Annotated in this window: 18 protein-coding genes and 2 pseudogenes; 8 read left to right on the forward strand and 12 right to left on the reverse strand. The window is 44.7% G+C overall.

Annotation, left to right across the window (positions count from 1 at the left end):
- The first annotated feature begins 256 nt into the window (after nucleotides 1-256).
- On the forward strand, nucleotides 257-994 hold the full coding sequence (gene sfsA / locus QUA27_RS03480) for a DNA/RNA nuclease SfsA (protein ID WP_333066346.1): 738 nt from the start codon (nucleotides 257-259) through the stop codon (nucleotides 992-994).
- A gap of 1 nt (nucleotide 995) precedes the next feature.
- Here the strand turns inward: sfsA and QUA27_RS03485 are convergent, their stop codons facing one another.
- The 4 genes from QUA27_RS03485 to QUA27_RS03500 form a co-directional block, all read right to left on the reverse strand.
- Entirely contained in the window at nucleotides 996-1,223 is a 228-nt protein-coding gene (locus tag QUA27_RS03485; RefSeq protein WP_333066347.1) for a hypothetical protein, read from the reverse strand.
- 99 nt (nucleotides 1,224-1,322) lie between these two features.
- Nucleotides 1,323-2,609, reverse strand: coding sequence for a S8 family peptidase (locus QUA27_RS03490; protein WP_333066348.1), 1,287 nt, complete (start codon nucleotides 2,607-2,609; stop codon nucleotides 1,323-1,325).
- A gap of 188 nt (nucleotides 2,610-2,797) precedes the next feature.
- Nucleotides 2,798-3,148, reverse strand: a complete 351-nt coding sequence (locus QUA27_RS03495) for a hypothetical protein (protein ID WP_333066349.1) — start codon at nucleotides 3,146-3,148, stop codon at nucleotides 2,798-2,800.
- A gap of 163 nt (nucleotides 3,149-3,311) precedes the next feature.
- Complete coding sequence (locus QUA27_RS03500; protein WP_333066350.1) at nucleotides 3,312-4,235, reverse strand: hypothetical protein; 924 nt, start codon at nucleotides 4,233-4,235, stop codon at nucleotides 3,312-3,314.
- A gap of 615 nt (nucleotides 4,236-4,850) precedes the next feature.
- On the opposite strand from QUA27_RS03500, the pseudogene QUA27_RS03505 reads away from it, so the two are divergent.
- Nucleotides 4,851-5,021, forward strand: a pseudogene (locus QUA27_RS03505) (DNA/RNA nuclease SfsA); the annotation flags it as partial.
- Between the two features lie 124 nt (nucleotides 5,022-5,145).
- Here the strand turns inward: QUA27_RS03505 and QUA27_RS03510 are convergent.
- From QUA27_RS03510 to QUA27_RS03540, 7 genes are all read right to left on the reverse strand, one after another.
- Nucleotides 5,146-5,472: a protease inhibitor I42 family protein gene (locus QUA27_RS03510; protein WP_333066352.1), complete on the reverse strand. Its 327-nt coding sequence runs from the start codon at nucleotides 5,470-5,472 to the stop codon at nucleotides 5,146-5,148.
- Between the two features lie 340 nt (nucleotides 5,473-5,812).
- Entirely contained in the window at nucleotides 5,813-6,250 is a 438-nt protein-coding gene (locus QUA27_RS03515) for a hypothetical protein (RefSeq protein WP_333066353.1), read from the reverse strand.
- Nucleotides 6,251-6,330: 80 nt separating this feature from the next.
- On the reverse strand, nucleotides 6,331-7,419 hold the full coding sequence (locus QUA27_RS03520) for a C1 family peptidase (protein WP_333066354.1): 1,089 nt from the start codon (nucleotides 7,417-7,419) through the stop codon (nucleotides 6,331-6,333).
- A gap of 167 nt (nucleotides 7,420-7,586) precedes the next feature.
- Nucleotides 7,587-8,318: a helix-turn-helix transcriptional regulator gene (locus QUA27_RS03525; protein WP_333066356.1), complete on the reverse strand. Its 732-nt coding sequence runs from the start codon at nucleotides 8,316-8,318 to the stop codon at nucleotides 7,587-7,589.
- 421 nt (nucleotides 8,319-8,739) lie between these two features.
- Complete coding sequence (locus QUA27_RS03530; protein ID WP_333066358.1) at nucleotides 8,740-9,348, reverse strand: beta-barrel domain-containing protein; 609 nt, start codon at nucleotides 9,346-9,348, stop codon at nucleotides 8,740-8,742.
- Entirely contained in the window at nucleotides 9,287-9,811 is a 525-nt protein-coding gene (locus QUA27_RS03535; RefSeq protein ID WP_333066359.1) for an HlyD family secretion protein, read from the reverse strand. Before QUA27_RS03535 ends, QUA27_RS03530 begins: the two co-directional genes overlap by 62 nt.
- Before the next feature lie 150 nt (nucleotides 9,812-9,961).
- Complete coding sequence (locus QUA27_RS03540; RefSeq protein ID WP_333066360.1) at nucleotides 9,962-10,228, reverse strand: hypothetical protein; 267 nt, start codon at nucleotides 10,226-10,228, stop codon at nucleotides 9,962-9,964.
- Between the two features lie 570 nt (nucleotides 10,229-10,798).
- Here QUA27_RS03540 and QUA27_RS27270 point away from each other — a divergent pair.
- Nucleotides 10,799-11,173: pseudogene (locus tag QUA27_RS27270) on the forward strand (ISAzo13-like element transposase-related protein).
- A 47-nt stretch (nucleotides 11,174-11,220) separates the two neighbouring features.
- Nucleotides 11,221-11,454 carry an ISAzo13-like element transposase-related protein gene (locus tag QUA27_RS27275; protein ID WP_445251466.1) on the forward strand — a complete coding sequence of 78 codons (234 nt, stop codon included), beginning with the start codon at nucleotides 11,221-11,223 and terminating at the stop codon, nucleotides 11,452-11,454.
- Here the strand turns inward: QUA27_RS27275 and QUA27_RS03545 are convergent.
- Nucleotides 11,447-12,277 carry a PEP-CTERM sorting domain-containing protein gene (locus QUA27_RS03545; RefSeq protein WP_333066361.1) on the reverse strand — a complete coding sequence of 277 codons (831 nt, stop codon included), beginning with the start codon at nucleotides 12,275-12,277 and terminating at the stop codon, nucleotides 11,447-11,449. The two genes, QUA27_RS27275 and QUA27_RS03545, sit on opposite strands and share 8 nt — an antisense overlap.
- A 336-nt stretch (nucleotides 12,278-12,613) precedes the next feature.
- Between QUA27_RS03545 and QUA27_RS03550 the strand changes: the two genes are divergently transcribed.
- The 4 genes from QUA27_RS03550 (at nucleotide 12,614) to aqpZ (ending at nucleotide 16,645) form a co-directional block, all read left to right on the forward strand.
- Nucleotides 12,614-13,936, forward strand: a complete 1,323-nt coding sequence (locus QUA27_RS03550) for a 3-isopropylmalate dehydratase large subunit (protein ID WP_190661862.1) — start codon at nucleotides 12,614-12,616, stop codon at nucleotides 13,934-13,936.
- A 215-nt stretch (nucleotides 13,937-14,151) separates the two neighbouring features.
- Nucleotides 14,152-14,478 carry an REP-associated tyrosine transposase gene (locus QUA27_RS27280; RefSeq protein WP_445251467.1) on the forward strand — a complete coding sequence of 109 codons (327 nt, stop codon included), beginning with the start codon at nucleotides 14,152-14,154 and terminating at the stop codon, nucleotides 14,476-14,478.
- A gap of 371 nt (nucleotides 14,479-14,849) precedes the next feature.
- A complete protein-coding gene (locus QUA27_RS03555) occupies nucleotides 14,850-15,611 on the forward strand; it encodes an HIRAN domain-containing protein (RefSeq protein WP_333066362.1) in 762 nt (253 codons plus the stop codon).
- Nucleotides 15,612-15,946: 335 nt separating this feature from the next.
- Nucleotides 15,947-16,645: an aquaporin Z gene (gene aqpZ / locus QUA27_RS03560; RefSeq protein ID WP_333066364.1), complete on the forward strand. Its 699-nt coding sequence runs from the start codon at nucleotides 15,947-15,949 to the stop codon at nucleotides 16,643-16,645.
- Nucleotides 16,646-16,762: the final 117 nt, after the last annotated feature.

Genomic DNA, 16,762 nt, shown 5'->3' on the forward strand with positions numbered 1-16,762 from the left:
TAACTACAAACCGCCGTTTCGTGCTATGATGCGTCAATCTAAAATCTACAATCTAAAATCTAAAATCTAAAAATGATGAAATAAATGAGTTGATAAAAGCAGAGAAATAACATATAGTTGATAACTTATGAGCCATTGTGTTAGCTCCCAGACTTATATAAAAAGTGCGGAGCCATGTATTCGGTTATAGGTAAAATCTACAATCGAGAATCTAAAATCTAAAATCTAAAATCTAAAATCTAAAATCTAAAATCGAATGACTGGCTTAATTTACAAATATCCTCCTCTTTTACCCGGAATTATCATCAAACGTTACAAGCGATTTTTTGCCGAAATAGAATTATATTCGGGAGAAATAATCACCGCGCACTGTCCGAATACTGGCCCGATGACTGGTGTTTACATTCCCGGCAATCCAGTGCTAGTATCTCCCAGCGACAATCCTAAACGCAAGTTAGCTTATACTTGGGAATTAATTAAAGTTTGCGACACTGTGCCAACTTGGGTGGGAGTTAATACTGGGCTGCCAAATCGAGTAGTTAAATTAGCTTTGGAATTGAAATTGTTTCCAGAGTTGGGCAATTACAGTTTAATTCAACCGGAGGTTGTTTACGGGACTGATAAAAAAAGTAGAGTGGATTTTTGGCTAACTGGTGAGGAAAAACCGATTTTTCTGGAAGTGAAAAATACAACTTGGGTAAAAGAGGAGTTTGCTCTATTTCCCGATACAGTGACGGAGAGGGGACAGAAGCATTTGAGAGAATTGATAGAAGTGGTGCGACAGGGTTCGAGGGCTGTAATGCTGTATTTTATTAATCGCGGGGATTGTACTGATTTTGCTCCGGGGGATAGTGCCGATCGCATTTACGGAGAATTGTTCAGACAGGCGATCGGTGAAGGTGTAGAGATTTTGCCCTGTCGCTTTGATGTGACACCGGAAGGCATTCGCTATTTGGGGTTAGCAAAACTAGATCTACTAACCCTAAATGATTAGTTTAAATTGCCTGCATTTCTCGATCGATCTCGACACTAGCCACGCCCGGTACGCTCTTTAGTCCTTCTAGGTTCGACTGAGAAACTTCTCCAGTAATGATGCCAGTAACAGCTAGCACCTGCTCCACTTTCATTCCCGCCGATTCTAAGGCAGTTACAACCGATGGAATTACCGATATGTTTTGGTCGTCAACAGTCACTATGATGCGCTGTACTTGTTCGTCAGACATATTTAGCATCCTTTGGAGTAAATCCATTGCGCTATTGTAAATTGTCTTCTGTTAGATCCCCGCAGCACTTTAAGCCTGCGGGGATTTGGGTATTCTGCATTACGGAGCTTGTACTAAACCGCTTCCGACACCAGCACTTGGCAACGGTAGCGACATAGCATGGCAAGTTAGCACTTGCCAAAGTTGAGAACCTCGTTTACCAGTCGATTCGGCATACAAGGCAGCGAGCCCAGCCACGTGCGGTGTAGCCATGCTAGTGCCGTTCCAGGCAGCATAACGCCCTTTATCCACAGGCAGTGATGAGTATACTTTCACTCCCGGAGCCGCGATATCAACTTTAGCCCCGCTCGCTCCGCCAGATTTAGCCGAGAAGTCAGCCACTTTGAGGCAGGTATCGACGGCTGCAACAGCCATAATTGACGGGCTATTCGCTGGTTGTCCGACGGTACCGGGGGGAGAAGTTAGTCGATGGTTGCCTGCGGCTGCCACGATCAGACACCCCTTTTGCAGTGCCCGACGACCGACAGTTTCGTAGGCCGTAGAGGGCTTTGGATTGGTGTTTCCTAATGACATCGAGATCACTTGACACCCATTGGCGATCGCCCATTCCATTCCAGCCAGAATCCAGCCGCTAGCGCCACTACCGGCATTACTCAACACTTTACCGACATAAATGGTCGATTCGTAAGCGATCCCATACCTGCGACCGTTCTGATCCTTGAACCCGCAAGCTGTCCCGATGCAGTGGGTACCGTGACCCATCCCATCTTGTACGTCCTCCCCAGGCACGAAAGATTGCGATACGATCGATCGACCTGCGAAGTCGGGATGTTGGAGATCCATCCCCGTATCCAGCACAGCAACTTTCATTCCACTACCAGTCAACAGAGAGTTGATCACCTTCGTTGCCTTCAAACCCCAAGTAGACTCGCTATCATCGGAAAAACATTCTTGTTTCTCGATTTCTGCTGCTTCTGTAGTAGTGGCTTTGTCGTACAGGTTATTCACCGCATCGCGATAACCCCGCAAATAGTCTGCCGACAACCCATCACCAATGGCGTAGAAAGTGCGCTCCGGTTCGATCGCCACAATAGCCGAATCCTCTCCCGCTGAGGTCATGATGCTGCTGAAACCCCCTTCGTCTAATGAGACGACGGCCACGCCGAGAGTGGGAAACACCGCTCCCCCTGCTGCTTCAATTTGGCTCAAGTCTAGAGCAGAGTCGGGGAAATCTGCTGCATTTGCCAGTCCTCTGATGCCAGTTTGGTCGTTCAGAAGATCTAACCCTTCTATCACCGCATCATCGCGGAAAGTAATAATGTAACGCCCTGTTGTTTCATCAGCTTGGGCAGTTTCTGGGATGGGAAAACTAGGTTGTTCAGACATAAATACCTCTTATTGAGTGTTATTAGAAATCCATGACAGTTTTTCTGACATGAGCTTCTACTTTTTTTGCTACTGACTCGACTTATTTATGACTTACGCAAAAGAGAATTTTTTACATTGTTTGTCGTCGGGTAAGGTGCGGTTTGCTGCGCCCTACAGATACACTTTGTGCATAAGTCCTGTGCTGTTTACTCGGCTAGTTTGCTAATTTGATGGTAAAGTTCGCCATCTAACCGTCCTTCTCCTGTCTGGATTAGCCATTTTTCTAAAGTACGGTTTTTATCGGTAAGTTGTTGGGATTTACCCTTGCTTATAGCCACGATCAATCCATTAGAAATCACAATTTCCCGCTCGCCCTCAACCTCTTCACCACTTTCTCGAACAATCAAACCACGATACCCCAATCCTTCATTAACAGATCCTTCTCCTTGATGTGTAGACAATGATTGAAGCCGTTGTGTAAACTGCTGAGATTCTTGCACTGTCAATTCCCACTGTGGGTTGAGTCGGCCACTAAACATATCTACTTCTACTTGCATCTTTTTGTCTCCTAAAGCTGTGACTGAACATTCAAGCAAAGTCACCAAAAACATTAAAAAACCCCAGCCAATTATCCTTTCTAGATATGTTGTGAGTGAATGCTGCCGTTCCACGATCTCCTTGTCGAGTGTGGGGAACCCACATTCCGCAGTGCTATAAATTCTATTTAATCTTTTGGCTCTTACAAGTGTAAAAGTAGCCACAGAATATGGTGTAAGGCCCACGGTTACAGGTAGCTGGGTTAGTGATGACTACGCCACTGTTATCTGTATTCCGAGCCGCTGTCGAACCCGGTTTGTGACCCCAAAATCCTTCTCGCATTTTGCGATACCAGTGGAAATCAACAAAGCCCGGACCAGGGGCAATAACCAGTGCTACTAAATAGCGAGGGGCTTGTGAGGCGGGGAAACAATCGTAGCGTTTGTGCAATCCATCGCACAGAGAAGCTTTGGTAACTTCTACGCAATTAATTGCAGTGTACTGATGTCCGCATCCTTTTCCTGGTTGGGCAAAAGTATCTGTGCGCTTATTGCTTGCATAGTTATAGCAGTTGTTGTTCTGCCGGATTACGGGGTTGTTGTTCCAGAAGCCGGGGTTATAGGGCGAAGTATCATAAAAGCAGGTAGCAGCCACTTCACTTGAGGTATCTACCGCCATGTTTGGTAAGTCTTCAACATCAGATACTGAAAGTCTGCTGCTGGTTTCCAGTTGTTGTCGCAGAAAATTCTGCAACATTTCATCTAAAGGTAGTTCTTCACCGAAAGCCGATGCTTCTGGAGGTGATTCTGCACTGCTCATTAAGCCGATCAAACGCTCAGCAATCTCGTTTGCTTTATCGCTAGCAGCACTCGCACCTGCTGCCATATACATACTACCGGGTAGTTCAAAGTCTTGGGCAAGCTCGTCAGAGAGGGGTTCAATGGTGAAACCGCGAAACCCTAACCCAGCATCAGCAGAAGCTGCCTCGGCTACAATGCTACGATTGTTAGCAATCTCTTTGAGCGTAGTTCTAGCTTCTTCCTCGTCTGTAATAATCCACTCGGGAGCGGGTCTTCCGGAAAATATATCGGCAGTAATTCGTAACATACTTAACCTCTTTTTTGAGTAGTTTTCAGCAAACAAGCTCCACGTGAAAGTTGTTCAATAGCTAGATAAGACAACCTTGGTCATGAGAGTTATTTAAGCTGAGTTTCAAAACTGCATAACAGCTTTTGATCTAATAGTCCTCAAAATAAACTTGAAGAGCAATACGACGATCGGCGTATAGTATTATGAAGATATTGCAACAAATTATGCTTTGAAAAATTCCAACTTTTACGGAGCAATCATCACAGCAGCCGTTCGGCTTTGTAGGCTTAGTTTTATGTAAAGATGCTTGATATGTTTGCGAAACAAAATTAGTTTTTAAATTATTAGATAAAAAAATCAACTTTACAGTTGATAGTGAAGTTTTCAGGATAGCTTTTTACACCCCACCCTAAAAATCTTCCGCCCTGAAAGCTGGTTTCAAACCCCTAAATTTTGCTCAACAAGTGATTTACGGTTGGGTGGGGGCTGTTTTTTTATATTGTCAATTATTTGCAGGTATTGTTTGTGAACCCGCCCTACAAAAATTATGTCTATTTAGCAATGCTCCATGACTGACTTAATTGACAAATATCCTCCTCTTTTACCCGGAATTCTCATCAAGCGGTACAAGATTTTATTAATCGCGGAGATTGTACTGATTTTGCTCCGGGGGATAGTGCCGATCGCCTTTACGGAGAATTGTTCAGACAGGCGATTAATGCAGGTGTAGAGATTGTCCCCTGTCGCTTTGAGGTGACACCAGAAGGCATTCGCTATTTGGGGTTATCAAAACTCGATATTTGAGATTTGGTGCGCTTCATGGGGGCAAACTCAGTCAAACTGGTCAAGCCGACTAAATGCTACTCACTCCCCAACAAGCTGCTGCTTAGCCCCAGATGCGTAAGCCATGAAACTGTCAGAAGTGTTGCTATTCGGAGACTTGAACAGTGATTTGAAATTCCTCAATGGTTGATTCCTCACCAACCCACTCACGCAAGTTTTTTAGTTGTAATTTTACTCGACCGGGATTGTTTGCTTGAAAGGTGAACACGCGCTGCCCGCCACCACCTATCCCTGTATTACTAGGCAGATTAATGTCGTCACTTTTGAATTGTAAAACTTCTGTATCTAAGGCGGGCAGATACCAGCGGTAGCCTGTTGTTGAATTTTCGTCTAAACGAAGTATGAGTGTCTGTCCGCGCTTGAGGGTTAAAACTGTACCACTATCGGCTTGAGATAAAGTTACTTCAGACATAGATTGTAATGTATGGGGTGATGGAGGTAGCTGTATAGATTGCTGTTTTGGCTGTGCGGTCGGCACTGGAGGAGATGTTACGCAAGTATGTGAAACAATGTTAGGAGACAGGGCGGTAAAGGATACTAAATAGGTCGAAAGGATTAAGGCTAAAAACATATTTATGTACAAAAGAAACAGCGCTCGCCAAGTTTAGTCGCACTAGAATCGGAATTGGCTGGGTGGCGGTTGACGGTTGGATGGTAAACCTTAAAATTGAACCATCAACCGCCAACAGACTCGATGGAAAATCTTTGAGTCCAGCGCGGCATAAACTGGGAGAGTCGGCAACAATCAAGCTTTACCAAACGTAAAGGGTGGATACTTTGTTGTCGGCTTCTTCATAGTATTGGACGGGTTTAGCTAACACTTTAGCATGGGCTGCGATGACGTTGAAGGCAACGATCGCAGAGTCAGAATTATCGGCAAATTTGCGCCAACCAATCTGATCCACATACATATAAGCGTTACGAGTTGAGCTGTTTGTCCACAGTCCCAGTACCTTTTTATCAGTTTGCCAAGCTGTGTTGCCTTGACTAACAGCATTTTGAGCGGGGGGATCGAAGGTGGGACGCTCTTCTTGACTTGCGGTTTGCTTCGCAGCTTGAACGGGAGGTTCTTGGGTGGGGTAGGCTTCCATTTTTATCTCCTTAGTATTGGGGTTGAAGGGTTGTGCGATCGCCTGACAAGGCAGACAAACCTCATCAGGTGAACCGGCTGGATTGCTGGAATAAGTCATGGTCGTTCCTTAATGTCTAGAAGCGAATCGTTAATTGTTGGACTGGGGATTTTGGACGATCCTCTCAAGTCCGCTGTTTTTTACCAGGCGTAAATTTCTTTGATGATCCCGTTTTCTTGATAGAGGCTGACTGGACGATCGGCCGCTTTAGACGCAGCAAGCTGAATCAACATATCCAGGTTTGTTTCATCGCTAGCATCAGAGAGTTTTCTCCAGCCGATGCCTTCGCTGACATAGACATAAGCATTGCGATCGGCATTATTTGTCCAGAGTCCGAGAATTTTCACATTTGACAACCAGCCTGTTTCAACGATGCCATCCACCGCGAACATACTGGAGTCAATCCCGCACTGCCCGTAAGCGATGCGGAAAAAGCCATTCTCACCAAAGTTCTCTCCCCAGCTATTTTTGGCAATCCAATAGCCTTCCGTGTCGTTGTAACCCACGATCGAGACACAGTGACCACCCTCAACCTTGCCGCTAACCATGCGATAAATGCCGCTTTTGTAAGCGAAGAAATCTGTGTAGACAGTGAAGCAAGCTACCAACGCGCCGCGAGTGGAAAGCCATTCCTTCATATCTGCGATCGATTTAATCTCATGCCAGCCGCTAATTTTAACGGCGCTACTTTGCCAGTTACTTGCGAGGTTGCTGCAATTTTGATCGGCTGCGGTGTAAGGGTAAGAAGCTTCGATGGCGAGTCCTGTTTTGGCAGAATCCATTGAGGGTGGCACCCACCAACCGTTCCCGCAGTTACGTCCTAGAGCGCGGGCATAGCAGTAGAACAAGTGAGCTTCGGATAAATCGATCGCCAGCGCCGGATTGTTGCGAATGCGGCGAATGGTGGTTTCGATCGTTGCCACAGTGCCAAACGCAACACAAGAACCGCAAGAACCTTGGTCTTTGACTGCTGTCACAAATCCACCTGTCCGCATATCGAAGCTGGCGGGATAGCCTGCTGTCTCGCCTTTAATCTGTGCCGACTTAAAGACTTCCTGATTGATCTTGGCGATTTGCTCTTGTTCTTCAAAGGACGGTTCGTTAGGCCCAGGCGTATAACCGAGCCGCAGTTGCTTTTCGGCATCTGAAAGCTGAGTCATGCTCGTTTCGCCAGCTTGCCAGGAGGCACCGGCTAGCTCGATTGCTGCTTGCAATTTAATGGAATCCATGTCATCTCCTTAAAACGTAAAGTACGTTTGAATCAAATTAAAACCGTTTGTGAGTTGCCGTATTTTTTGCTCTTTTTTTGAGCTGCGATCGAACGCTGGATAACAGCGTTTGATCTAATAGTCTTCCAAATAAACTTGGGGAACAATACGACGATCCGCGTATAGGATTATGAATAGATTGCAACAAATTCCCCGTTGAACAACCCCAATTTTTCCAGAGCAACCATCACAGCAGCCGTCCGGGTTTGTACGCTTAGTTTCCCGTAAAGATGCTCCAGATGTTTTCGCACTGTTCCTTCACTGCAACCGATCACTTTAGCTATTCCTGCATTGCTTTTATCTTTGGCAATCCAGAATAAAACCTCTGCCTCGCGTTTGGTGAGTCCTAGCGATTCCAGGGTCGAAATAGAGAATGATTGCAGTTCTTCTTCCTCCAACAGCAAGAGATATTGCTGGTTGATGGGATCTGGAAGCAGACGGACGATCAACTGTCTTCCTGCTTGCTGAATGTGCAAGGGCAAACAGCGAGAGGGAACATTTCGGTTGAATGCGATTCGCGCAATCTGCTCCTGGAACCAATGTTGTAAGGATTCTGGCAATGAGTAGGGAATCCGGTGTAAAAAATACTGGCTCAAAAGTTCTTCTGCCCGTTGAGTAATGAATTGCACCTGCCCTGCAATCTCCACAACTATCGCCCCTACCCGATCCAAGATTTGCTTGACTAATCCCTTAATGAAAGTATCTGGCTCCTTGTCTGTGCGATCGCCTAAAACTTCGAGAGTATAATGTTGGTAGCAATTTTCGTAACTTTTGGCCTCAGCTTTTGCTGCTGGGAATTTATCCATACCTTCAGATGTCAACATAACTGCGCGCTGACGCTTTGGTGTCTGTGAATTCATGGGAAGTATCTCCATTGGCATACAGGGTGAGAATGGCGAAACCAGATACCCTTGCGGTGCGGGTATCTAGCTCATTTCATTCTTGTTAATGTCTACAACTGTAGAAATGCACTCTGAGATTTTTTGACAGTCCCTGATTTAAGTTGCTTTTCTTAAGTAATTACTAACTAATAACAGTCACTAGCTATTAGTTACAAGTCACATAATCGAGTGACTTGCATAATTTTATTTTTTGTGTTAATGTCTGTTTGTTTTATTGTAAAGACAAAAAATAAACGCAAAAAAAAGTGGCAATCCATCAATAACTCGCCCTAAGAACGTCGCGGTGAATTACATCATCAAATATACTAATTAGTGATGGTAAAGTTGGTTAAACATCGGCCATCATCCTGGCTTTCCTGAGAAGAAATGTAAGGACGGTTTATTGTCGAGAAATAATGTCGGCTGTAACTTCCATTCCTGCTTGAATATGATACTGACAGCACTGTGGATCGGCAGATTGGGTAATAGCCCGATCGCGCTTGACTAAATAAGTTTTTTGGGGCATAACAGTCACTTCATAGTAAGGCGGACTGTTATTTTCACCAGCAATGGCATCGGGTGCGATCGCACTAACTTTCGCTTCTAGTACGCCGTAGTCGGGATAGGGATAGGCAGAAATCCGCAGGATAGATGTTTGACAGATCGCAATTTTACCAATATCGGGAGCGGCGACGCGAGCTTTGACGACAATCGCAGCATTAGCGGGAGCAATTTGAGCAATTGCCGCGCCGAGTTGTGCAGTTTGTCCGGGATTTCGCAGATTCAGTTTGAGAATGGTGCCGTCTACGGGAGAACGAACGACACTTTTTGCAAGTTCGGTATCAATTTGTTTGAGCTCTTGGCGATCGCGATTGATTTGATTTTCGATGTCAGCGCGACTCTGAATCGAAGTTAATCGTTCTTTTTTCAACGCTGCCAAAGCTGCTTCACCCTTGGCTTTTTCTTGAGCAATTCGCTGTTGGGCGGGCGATCGCCACGGGTGCGGCACTGGGATTCAAGGCAGCTTCAACAACTTTTAATTTAGCTGCGGACACTTCAACAGCTTGTTGCTGCCGATCAACGGTTTTTCTTTGGCTTTCAACTGCTTTTTTTTGCGCTTCTACGGCGGCTTTTTGCCCTGCCACGGCTTGTTCTTGCTGCTGTGTGGCAAGTTTCGTCTCCTCCACTAAATCCAGCGAAATAGCGCCTGTTTCTTGGATTGACTGATAGCGATCGCGTTTAGAAACGGCTGCTTTTAAATTTACCTCGGCAGCCTTTAAATTTGCTGCTGCTGTTTGCAAGGAAGCCTGTTCTTTTTCCAATTCCGGCAGGGATTTTTCCCATTCCGACTGGGCTAATTGTAAATTAGCTTTGGCCGCTTCAACTTCAGCCAGCGAGGTAATTTGCCGTTCTCCATAGTCCCGCTGGTTGCGGCTTAAATCAGCTTGGGCAGACGCAACTGCGCCTTCCATTGCCTGGGTTTCCGCTGCTAGGCGATCGTCTAAAGCGCTAATTTGGGCAGCAATCTGACGCAGTTGCAGTTGGTTTTGCTGGATATTTCCTTGCAGTTGGCTTTGTTTGGTTAAAAGTTGGGAAGAGTCGCTCGGGGCGATCGCATCTCCTTATTTGACAGCCTGATTTTCTTTCACATGAAGGCTTTTAACCGTGCCTGCTGTCGCCGCTTCTACAATGCGAATTTCTCCAGCCGGACGGACGGTAGCGGGATCTCTGACGGTAACATTATATTTAGTGACAGCAGCAAGGGCGATCGCACTGCCAAAAGTTCCCAACAAAAATAATCCGCCCGCCGTTATCCAGCGGCTGACGGGTGGCAAGAATTCATCCGGTTTTGCGGTGCGGAGAAATTCAAAAGAAGAGTCAGGAGTCATTAGTTAAGGAATGAAAATTTAATAACACAAGCAAGGTATAATAAACAAATGAGTGAATATCAATGTACTTGACATTTGATTGTTAGGGTCAAAAGTTATCCTTATGGGATGTTCACCTTGTTTATTTTGCTAATAATTGGTGGTTGGGTTCAGTCATTTTATTCAGGTAGATTTATGTATTACTCCTATGAAATTACTGCTCAGATGCGGAAACTTTATCAATCTTTGTCCTAAAAAGAGGGACGAAAATATGCAGCTTTCTTAAGCCCAAAAACTTGGGGATGGTGGAATTAGTTACATATCCCGAATTTGGGCAGCAGACAGAAATACAATAGCCAAAAGCATTAAGGAATTAACAACTGAATCAGACACTACTTTTAATCAACACAGAAATTCGTGGAAAAGGAGGAGGAAGAAAAACTAGCGATTCTCATACCTGGTTTGAATGAAACTTTTTTAGAAGTTTTAAATTTTTATACAGCAGGCAGCCCAATGAATGAGAATATTAAATGGACTAATATCACTGAATAAGAAATAGTTGAATGCCTGAAAATTCATGGCATAACAGTCATCGTAACGGTTGTTCAAAAATTATTAAAAACGCACGGGTATGTAAAACGTCAAGCTAAAAAAAAAACAACAACAGGAATAACAAGAAATCGTAACGAACAATTTAAAAATATTGCCATAATAACTGAAGAGTATGAGTGACAGGGGAATTTTATCATTAGTATGGATGCCAAAAAAAAGGAATTTATTGGAAATTTATATCGCTCAAGAACTCTGTATACTACCGAAACCGTTACCACACTTGACCATGACTTTTTCAGTTTGGCTGATAGCAAAATAGTGCCTCATGGAATTTATGAGGTGCAAAATAACAGAGGATATTTAACCCTATGTATTAGTAAATATATGAGTAAATTTTGCTTGCAAAGCGATTAAATAGTGGTGGAAAAATTCCTGAATTTCTCCCCTAAAGCCATTTCATTTTGATTAAAGGTGATAGATGTGGTAGTAATAATTCCAATTATCATAGCTTTAAATCGGACTTACAAAAATTAGTTAATGAGCTATATCTAGAAATCATAATAGCACATTATCTTCCCTATACATCCAAGTACAATCCAATTGAGCATCGCTTATTTGCTCATGTAACGAGAGCTTGTCTTCGTTATAACACCCGATTGCGATCGGCAATTTGGTCTGGTAAAACTATCATTTAACCAACAGCGATCGCCTCTTAATTTTGACGACCAACAATCCCAATCCTGCAACAATCATAGCAGCAATGCTGCTAGGTTCTGGCACTGCTTCGGCAATACTGAGCGAATTGATCCCCAAAGCCCGATCGCCCTCAGAACTGCTATAAACGAGCCGCGAGATGTTGGCAGCATCGCTGCGAACTCCGAGAAATTGAGCCGAATTATCTAGTGCTAATGAGGATGTTCCTGATGTTGAGAAACTGCCTAACAAATTATTATTACTGTCAAATGCCGAGATCAATGCAGTGAATAAAAATGTATCATCTACCGCTATTTGCGTCCCGGCGGCCGCCACGGGGCGATCGAAAGTAATTGTCAGCGGGCCTGGGTTCCCTACTGATGGTGGCGGGCCTGGTATTAAGCCTGTAAACAAAATGAAATCACCGCTGGCAAAGTTGGTGGGAATGCCTGGTGAAGGCAAGGTTTGAAAAAGTAAAGGAGGGGTCACTCCTGGAGTTGTAGCCGCGGGAATATTGACATTAACTCCCAGTCCTTGTTCCGAGGTGACTGAGAAGGAGTTGGGCAATACTTTAAACGGCGGCTGGACTGGCCCTAAAATCGACCAATCAACGCGATCTGTACCTCCCAAGGCCGCGCGATCGCTCACGAATGTCAGATTAGCAGCTTCAACTGGCGGTGCTAACAGAATTAGCAGAGTGCCGATCGCAGTTCCCGCAGCGGATATTTTTAGCGATCGCGTTTTTTTTTCGATCGCTACGAATTCCGAAGTGCGATCGCTTTGTAATAGCTGCACTTTGAAGTGTTGAAAATTGTCACAAATCATAATAATTCCTCCCTTCAACTTTTCCACAAAATATTACAAAAATTTGGTCATGCCAAAACTGAATGTTTAAATTAGGTTCCGTCCAATATAGTTTATATCCTGATAATGAACTCTGATTATTTAACAAGACATAACATTACGCATACTTTCGTAAGGTGGGGATTTTCCGCTCTACAATTGGTATTCGATGCAATTGAAAACTGCTATCAAACTGGACAGTTCCCTAAAGTTGGAAGTACATCAGAGACATTTTGTTGCCTCAGTATCCTCGGTAACAGGGAATGTTTCGCTTACAATTACACTATGTAGCATCTAACAAAAAAGAGCGATCGCACTATGGGAATGACTCTGACCGAAAAAATATTAGCCAAAGCATCAGGCCGCACTAAAGTCGAGCCCGGAGAAAATATCTGGGTAGAAACAGATGTGTTGATGACCCACGATGTCTGCGGACCCGGCACCATCGGCGTTTTCAAACGCGAATTCGGTGAGAATGCTAAAGTCTGGAACCCAGACAAAATCGTCCTCATTCCCGACCACTACATTTTCACCAACGACGAACGCGCTAACCGCAACGTCGATATTCTCCGCGATTTTGCCCAAGAACAAGGGATAAAATACTTTTACGACATCACGGATCGATCGGACTTCAAAGCAAATCCCGACTACAAAGGAGTTTGCCACATCGCCCTAGCACAAGAAGGCCACACCCGACCGGGCGAAGTGCTCTTCGGCACCGATTCCCACACCTGCAATGCCGGCGCTTTCGGACAATTTGCCACCGGTATCGGCAATACAGACGCGGCTTTTATCATGGGAACCGGCAAACTTTTAATCAAAGTTCCCGCAACCATGCGCTTTGTGTTCAACGGTGAACTGCCGGATTATTTGTTAGCAAAAGACCTAATTTTGCAGATTATTGGTGATATTAGCGTTGCCGGTGCTAACTACCGGACAATGGAATTTGCGGGCGATACAGTTGAGCGTTTGACGATGGAAGAACGGATGACGCTGTGCAATATGGTGATTGAAGCTGGCGGTAAGAACGGCACGGTTGCGCCCGACAAAACTACGTTTGATTACGTTACTTCGCGGACTGACAAACCCTTCGATTCATTTTACAGCGATGGGGATGCTAAATTTTATAGCGATCGCACCTACGATGTCAGCAAATTAGAACCAGTCGTCGCCAAACCGCACTCTCCCGACAACCGCGACTTAGCCCGTAACTGCCGCGATGTCAAGATCGATCGAGTTTACATCGGTTCCTGCACCGGCGGCAAAACCTCCGACTTTCTGAATGCCGCCCGCATTCTGAAAGGAAATCAAGTCAAAGTTCCGACTTATTTAGTACCAGCAACTCAGAAAGTTTACGAAGATTTGTTTGTCACCAAATACGAGGGTCAAACGCTTTCGGAAATCTTCTTAGCTGCAGGCTGCATCGAACCCGCCGCGCCTTCTTGCGCCGCTTGTTTGGGTGGTCCGAAAGACACTTTCGGGCGGATGAACGAACCGGAAATTTGCGTGTCTACAACTAACCGCAATTTCCCCGGTCGGATGGGGAATAAAGAAGCGCAAGTTTATCTAGCTTCACCTTATACGGCGGCGGCTTCTGCGCTAACGGGGTATGTCACCGATCCGCGCGAATTCCTGTGTTAGAAAGTAGCTGATGTAAGGTGCGCATTGCGCACCCAGAGGCCCCTGGAAGGTGCGCATTGCGTACCCTACAAGATGAATGTAAGGTGCGCAATGCGCACCCGGAGGCCCCTGGAAGGTGCGCATTGCGGACCCTATGAGATGAATGTAAGGTGCGCAATGCGCACCCGCACAGATGAGTGTAAGATGCCCTATAAAAAAGTAGGAAGACGATATTAATGCCAAACTATCGCCGATTTTACCTTCCTGGTGGAACTTTCTTTCTAACGCTTGTTACCTACAATCGCACACCGCTATTTTCCGACTCAGAAAATGTCTCGCGACTCCGCAACGCTGTAGCGGCGATTAAATCAGAACAACCTTTTGAAATTCTTGGGGCAGTTGTATTGCCCGACCACATCCATTTTTTGTGGAAATTACCTCCTAATGATACTGCCTATCCCAAGCGTCTGACGGATAAAAGTTTTATTTACACAATCTTTGCGCGGTCAAGGAACTTTGCCTCAAAATGTCTCCTTTTCGCGTCGCAAGCGTCGAGAAAGTGATGTTTGGCATCGGCGCTTTTGGGAACAGACTATTTGCAATGAAGAGGATTTTGAACAGCCTTTAAACTATATTCACTACAATCCTGTTAAGCACAATTTAAGTTATTGTCCGCATTTGTGGTCTTACTGTAGCTTTAGCTTATGGGTTAAAAAAGATGTTTATGAAGTTGATTGGTGCTGTAGTTGTAATGGCAGAAATCCAAAAATACCAAATTTTGATGCCATTTCCTATAGACTAGGAGAATAAATCCACAGGACTTACGTAAAAAGTGGTTTGACGCGCTATAAATAGCGGTAAGGTCGCAGTGCGCACCCGATTCCCCTGGAAGGTGCGCACTGCGCACCCTACTTGAATAGGGAGGAAACTTACCTTGAAAACACTATTTTTGGCTTGGCAAGACCCGGGCAGCCGTTCTTGGTTTCCCATTGGTAGATTGACATTTAACGGTAAAGAATACCAGTTCAATTATACAAGGGGTGCTCTAGAAGCTAAAGTTAAGTGCTGGTTTGAACCCTTGCTATCTTTCCCTGATTTCAGTAAGGTTTACACTTCACAGAAACTGTTTCCCTTGTTTTCCAATCGAGTGATGCCGCGATCGCGCCCTGACTACCCTGAATTTGTACAGTGGTTGAATATCCCTCAACACGAAGATGACCCAATTGCTTTATTGGCGCGCAGCGGAGGTAAACGGGTAACTGATAAATTTGAGGTATTCCCCTGTCCCGAACCGGATGAAAATGGACGTTACCGCATCCATTTTTTTGCACATGGACTGCGACACCTTCCCAAGTCGGCAATTGAACGGATTAATGAGCTTCAAGTGGGCGAACTTTTGTATTTAGCCCACGAATTTCAAAATCCGCACGATTCTTCTGCTTTGCTTCTGTGTACTAAAGATCGCTGGATTGTAGGCTATTGTCCGCGCTATCTTTTGGAGGATATTTTTCAAATTATCTCGCAGCATCCAGAATTGGTTCGCGTAGAAGTCGATCGCCTCAACCAACCCCCAACGCCGCTACAGTTCCGCTTGCTGTGCAAAATGACCGCCGATTGGCGAGACTTTCGCCCCTTCTCCAGTCCGATGTACCAGCCGGTTAGCAGTGATGTTTTAGCTGCAAGTGCGATCGGATAATCAGCAACAATAAGTAAAATTACGATCGCATAATTAGGAAAGAAGTCAAGTTAATTATTGTGAATTGAATACAGAAGATTGCAGAATTTATACAAATAATTAGCTCAACGTTGACATTTTTTCCATAATAAAGTATGTTTGAGCTAATTTATCGATTCCCTATTCCGCAGTCTCAGTTTAAGCCCATAAAATTTATGAAAGTTAGAGCTGCACATTGCTAATGCTATCCATTAGTATCGTTGTTCTGCGGAAAACCGATTATAGTTATAGTTTTTATAATTACAATTGGTCGGGGTGCTAAATTGACCGAACATAAACTTCCGATAATTGTGAGTATGAACAAAAAAATAAAGATTGGGGTTGCTGAAGCTTTTGGTACTTTTGTCTTGGTATTAGGTGGATGTGGCAGTGCGGTTTTAGCAGGAGACAAAATAGGCTTTTTGGGAGTTTCGATCGCCTTTGGTCTGTCTCTCTTAATCATGGTTTATACGATCGGCCCTATCTCTGGATGCCACATTAATCCAGCGGTAAGCATCGGTTTAGTAGTGGCCAAACTGATCGATGCTGTTTTGCTTCCTTATTATATAGGAGGTCAGATTGTAGGGGGAATTTTAGGCGGTCTTGTTTTGTACATGATAGCATCAGGAAAACCGGGTTTTGATGCGGCGGCTTCGGGATTTGCGTCTAACGGTTTTGCAGAACATTCTCCCACTGGTTACGGACTTTTGGCAGCAGCTTTGACGGAAATTGTACTGACTGCTTTTCTGTTATTTACAATCATGGGTACTACCCATCCCAATTATCCCGTCGGTTTGGGCGGAATTCCTATCGGCTTGATGCTGGTGTTGATTCACTTAATCGGAATTCCCGTAACCAATACTTCAGTTAACCCAGCTAGAAGTATCGGTGTCGCACTGTTTCAAGGCGGATGGGCAATCCAACAGTTGTGGGCGTTTATTGTATTCCCAGTGCTTGGTGGAATTATCGGCGTTTTGGCTTATAATTTAATTAAACCCACTATGGAAGAAATTTGATCTAGAATCAAAAATAAACCGGGTTTATTGAATTTTTTAGGGTGGTAGAATTCATCCGGCAACTTAAGAAACCCGGTTTCTAGACCGCACAACTCGATCAAATTGCAAGTATTTCGG

It is taken from the genome of Microcoleus harperi Pol14_C6 (assembly GCF_036701295.1).
In the GTDB taxonomy this organism is placed as follows: domain Bacteria; phylum Cyanobacteriota; class Cyanobacteriia; order Cyanobacteriales; family Microcoleaceae; genus Microcoleus.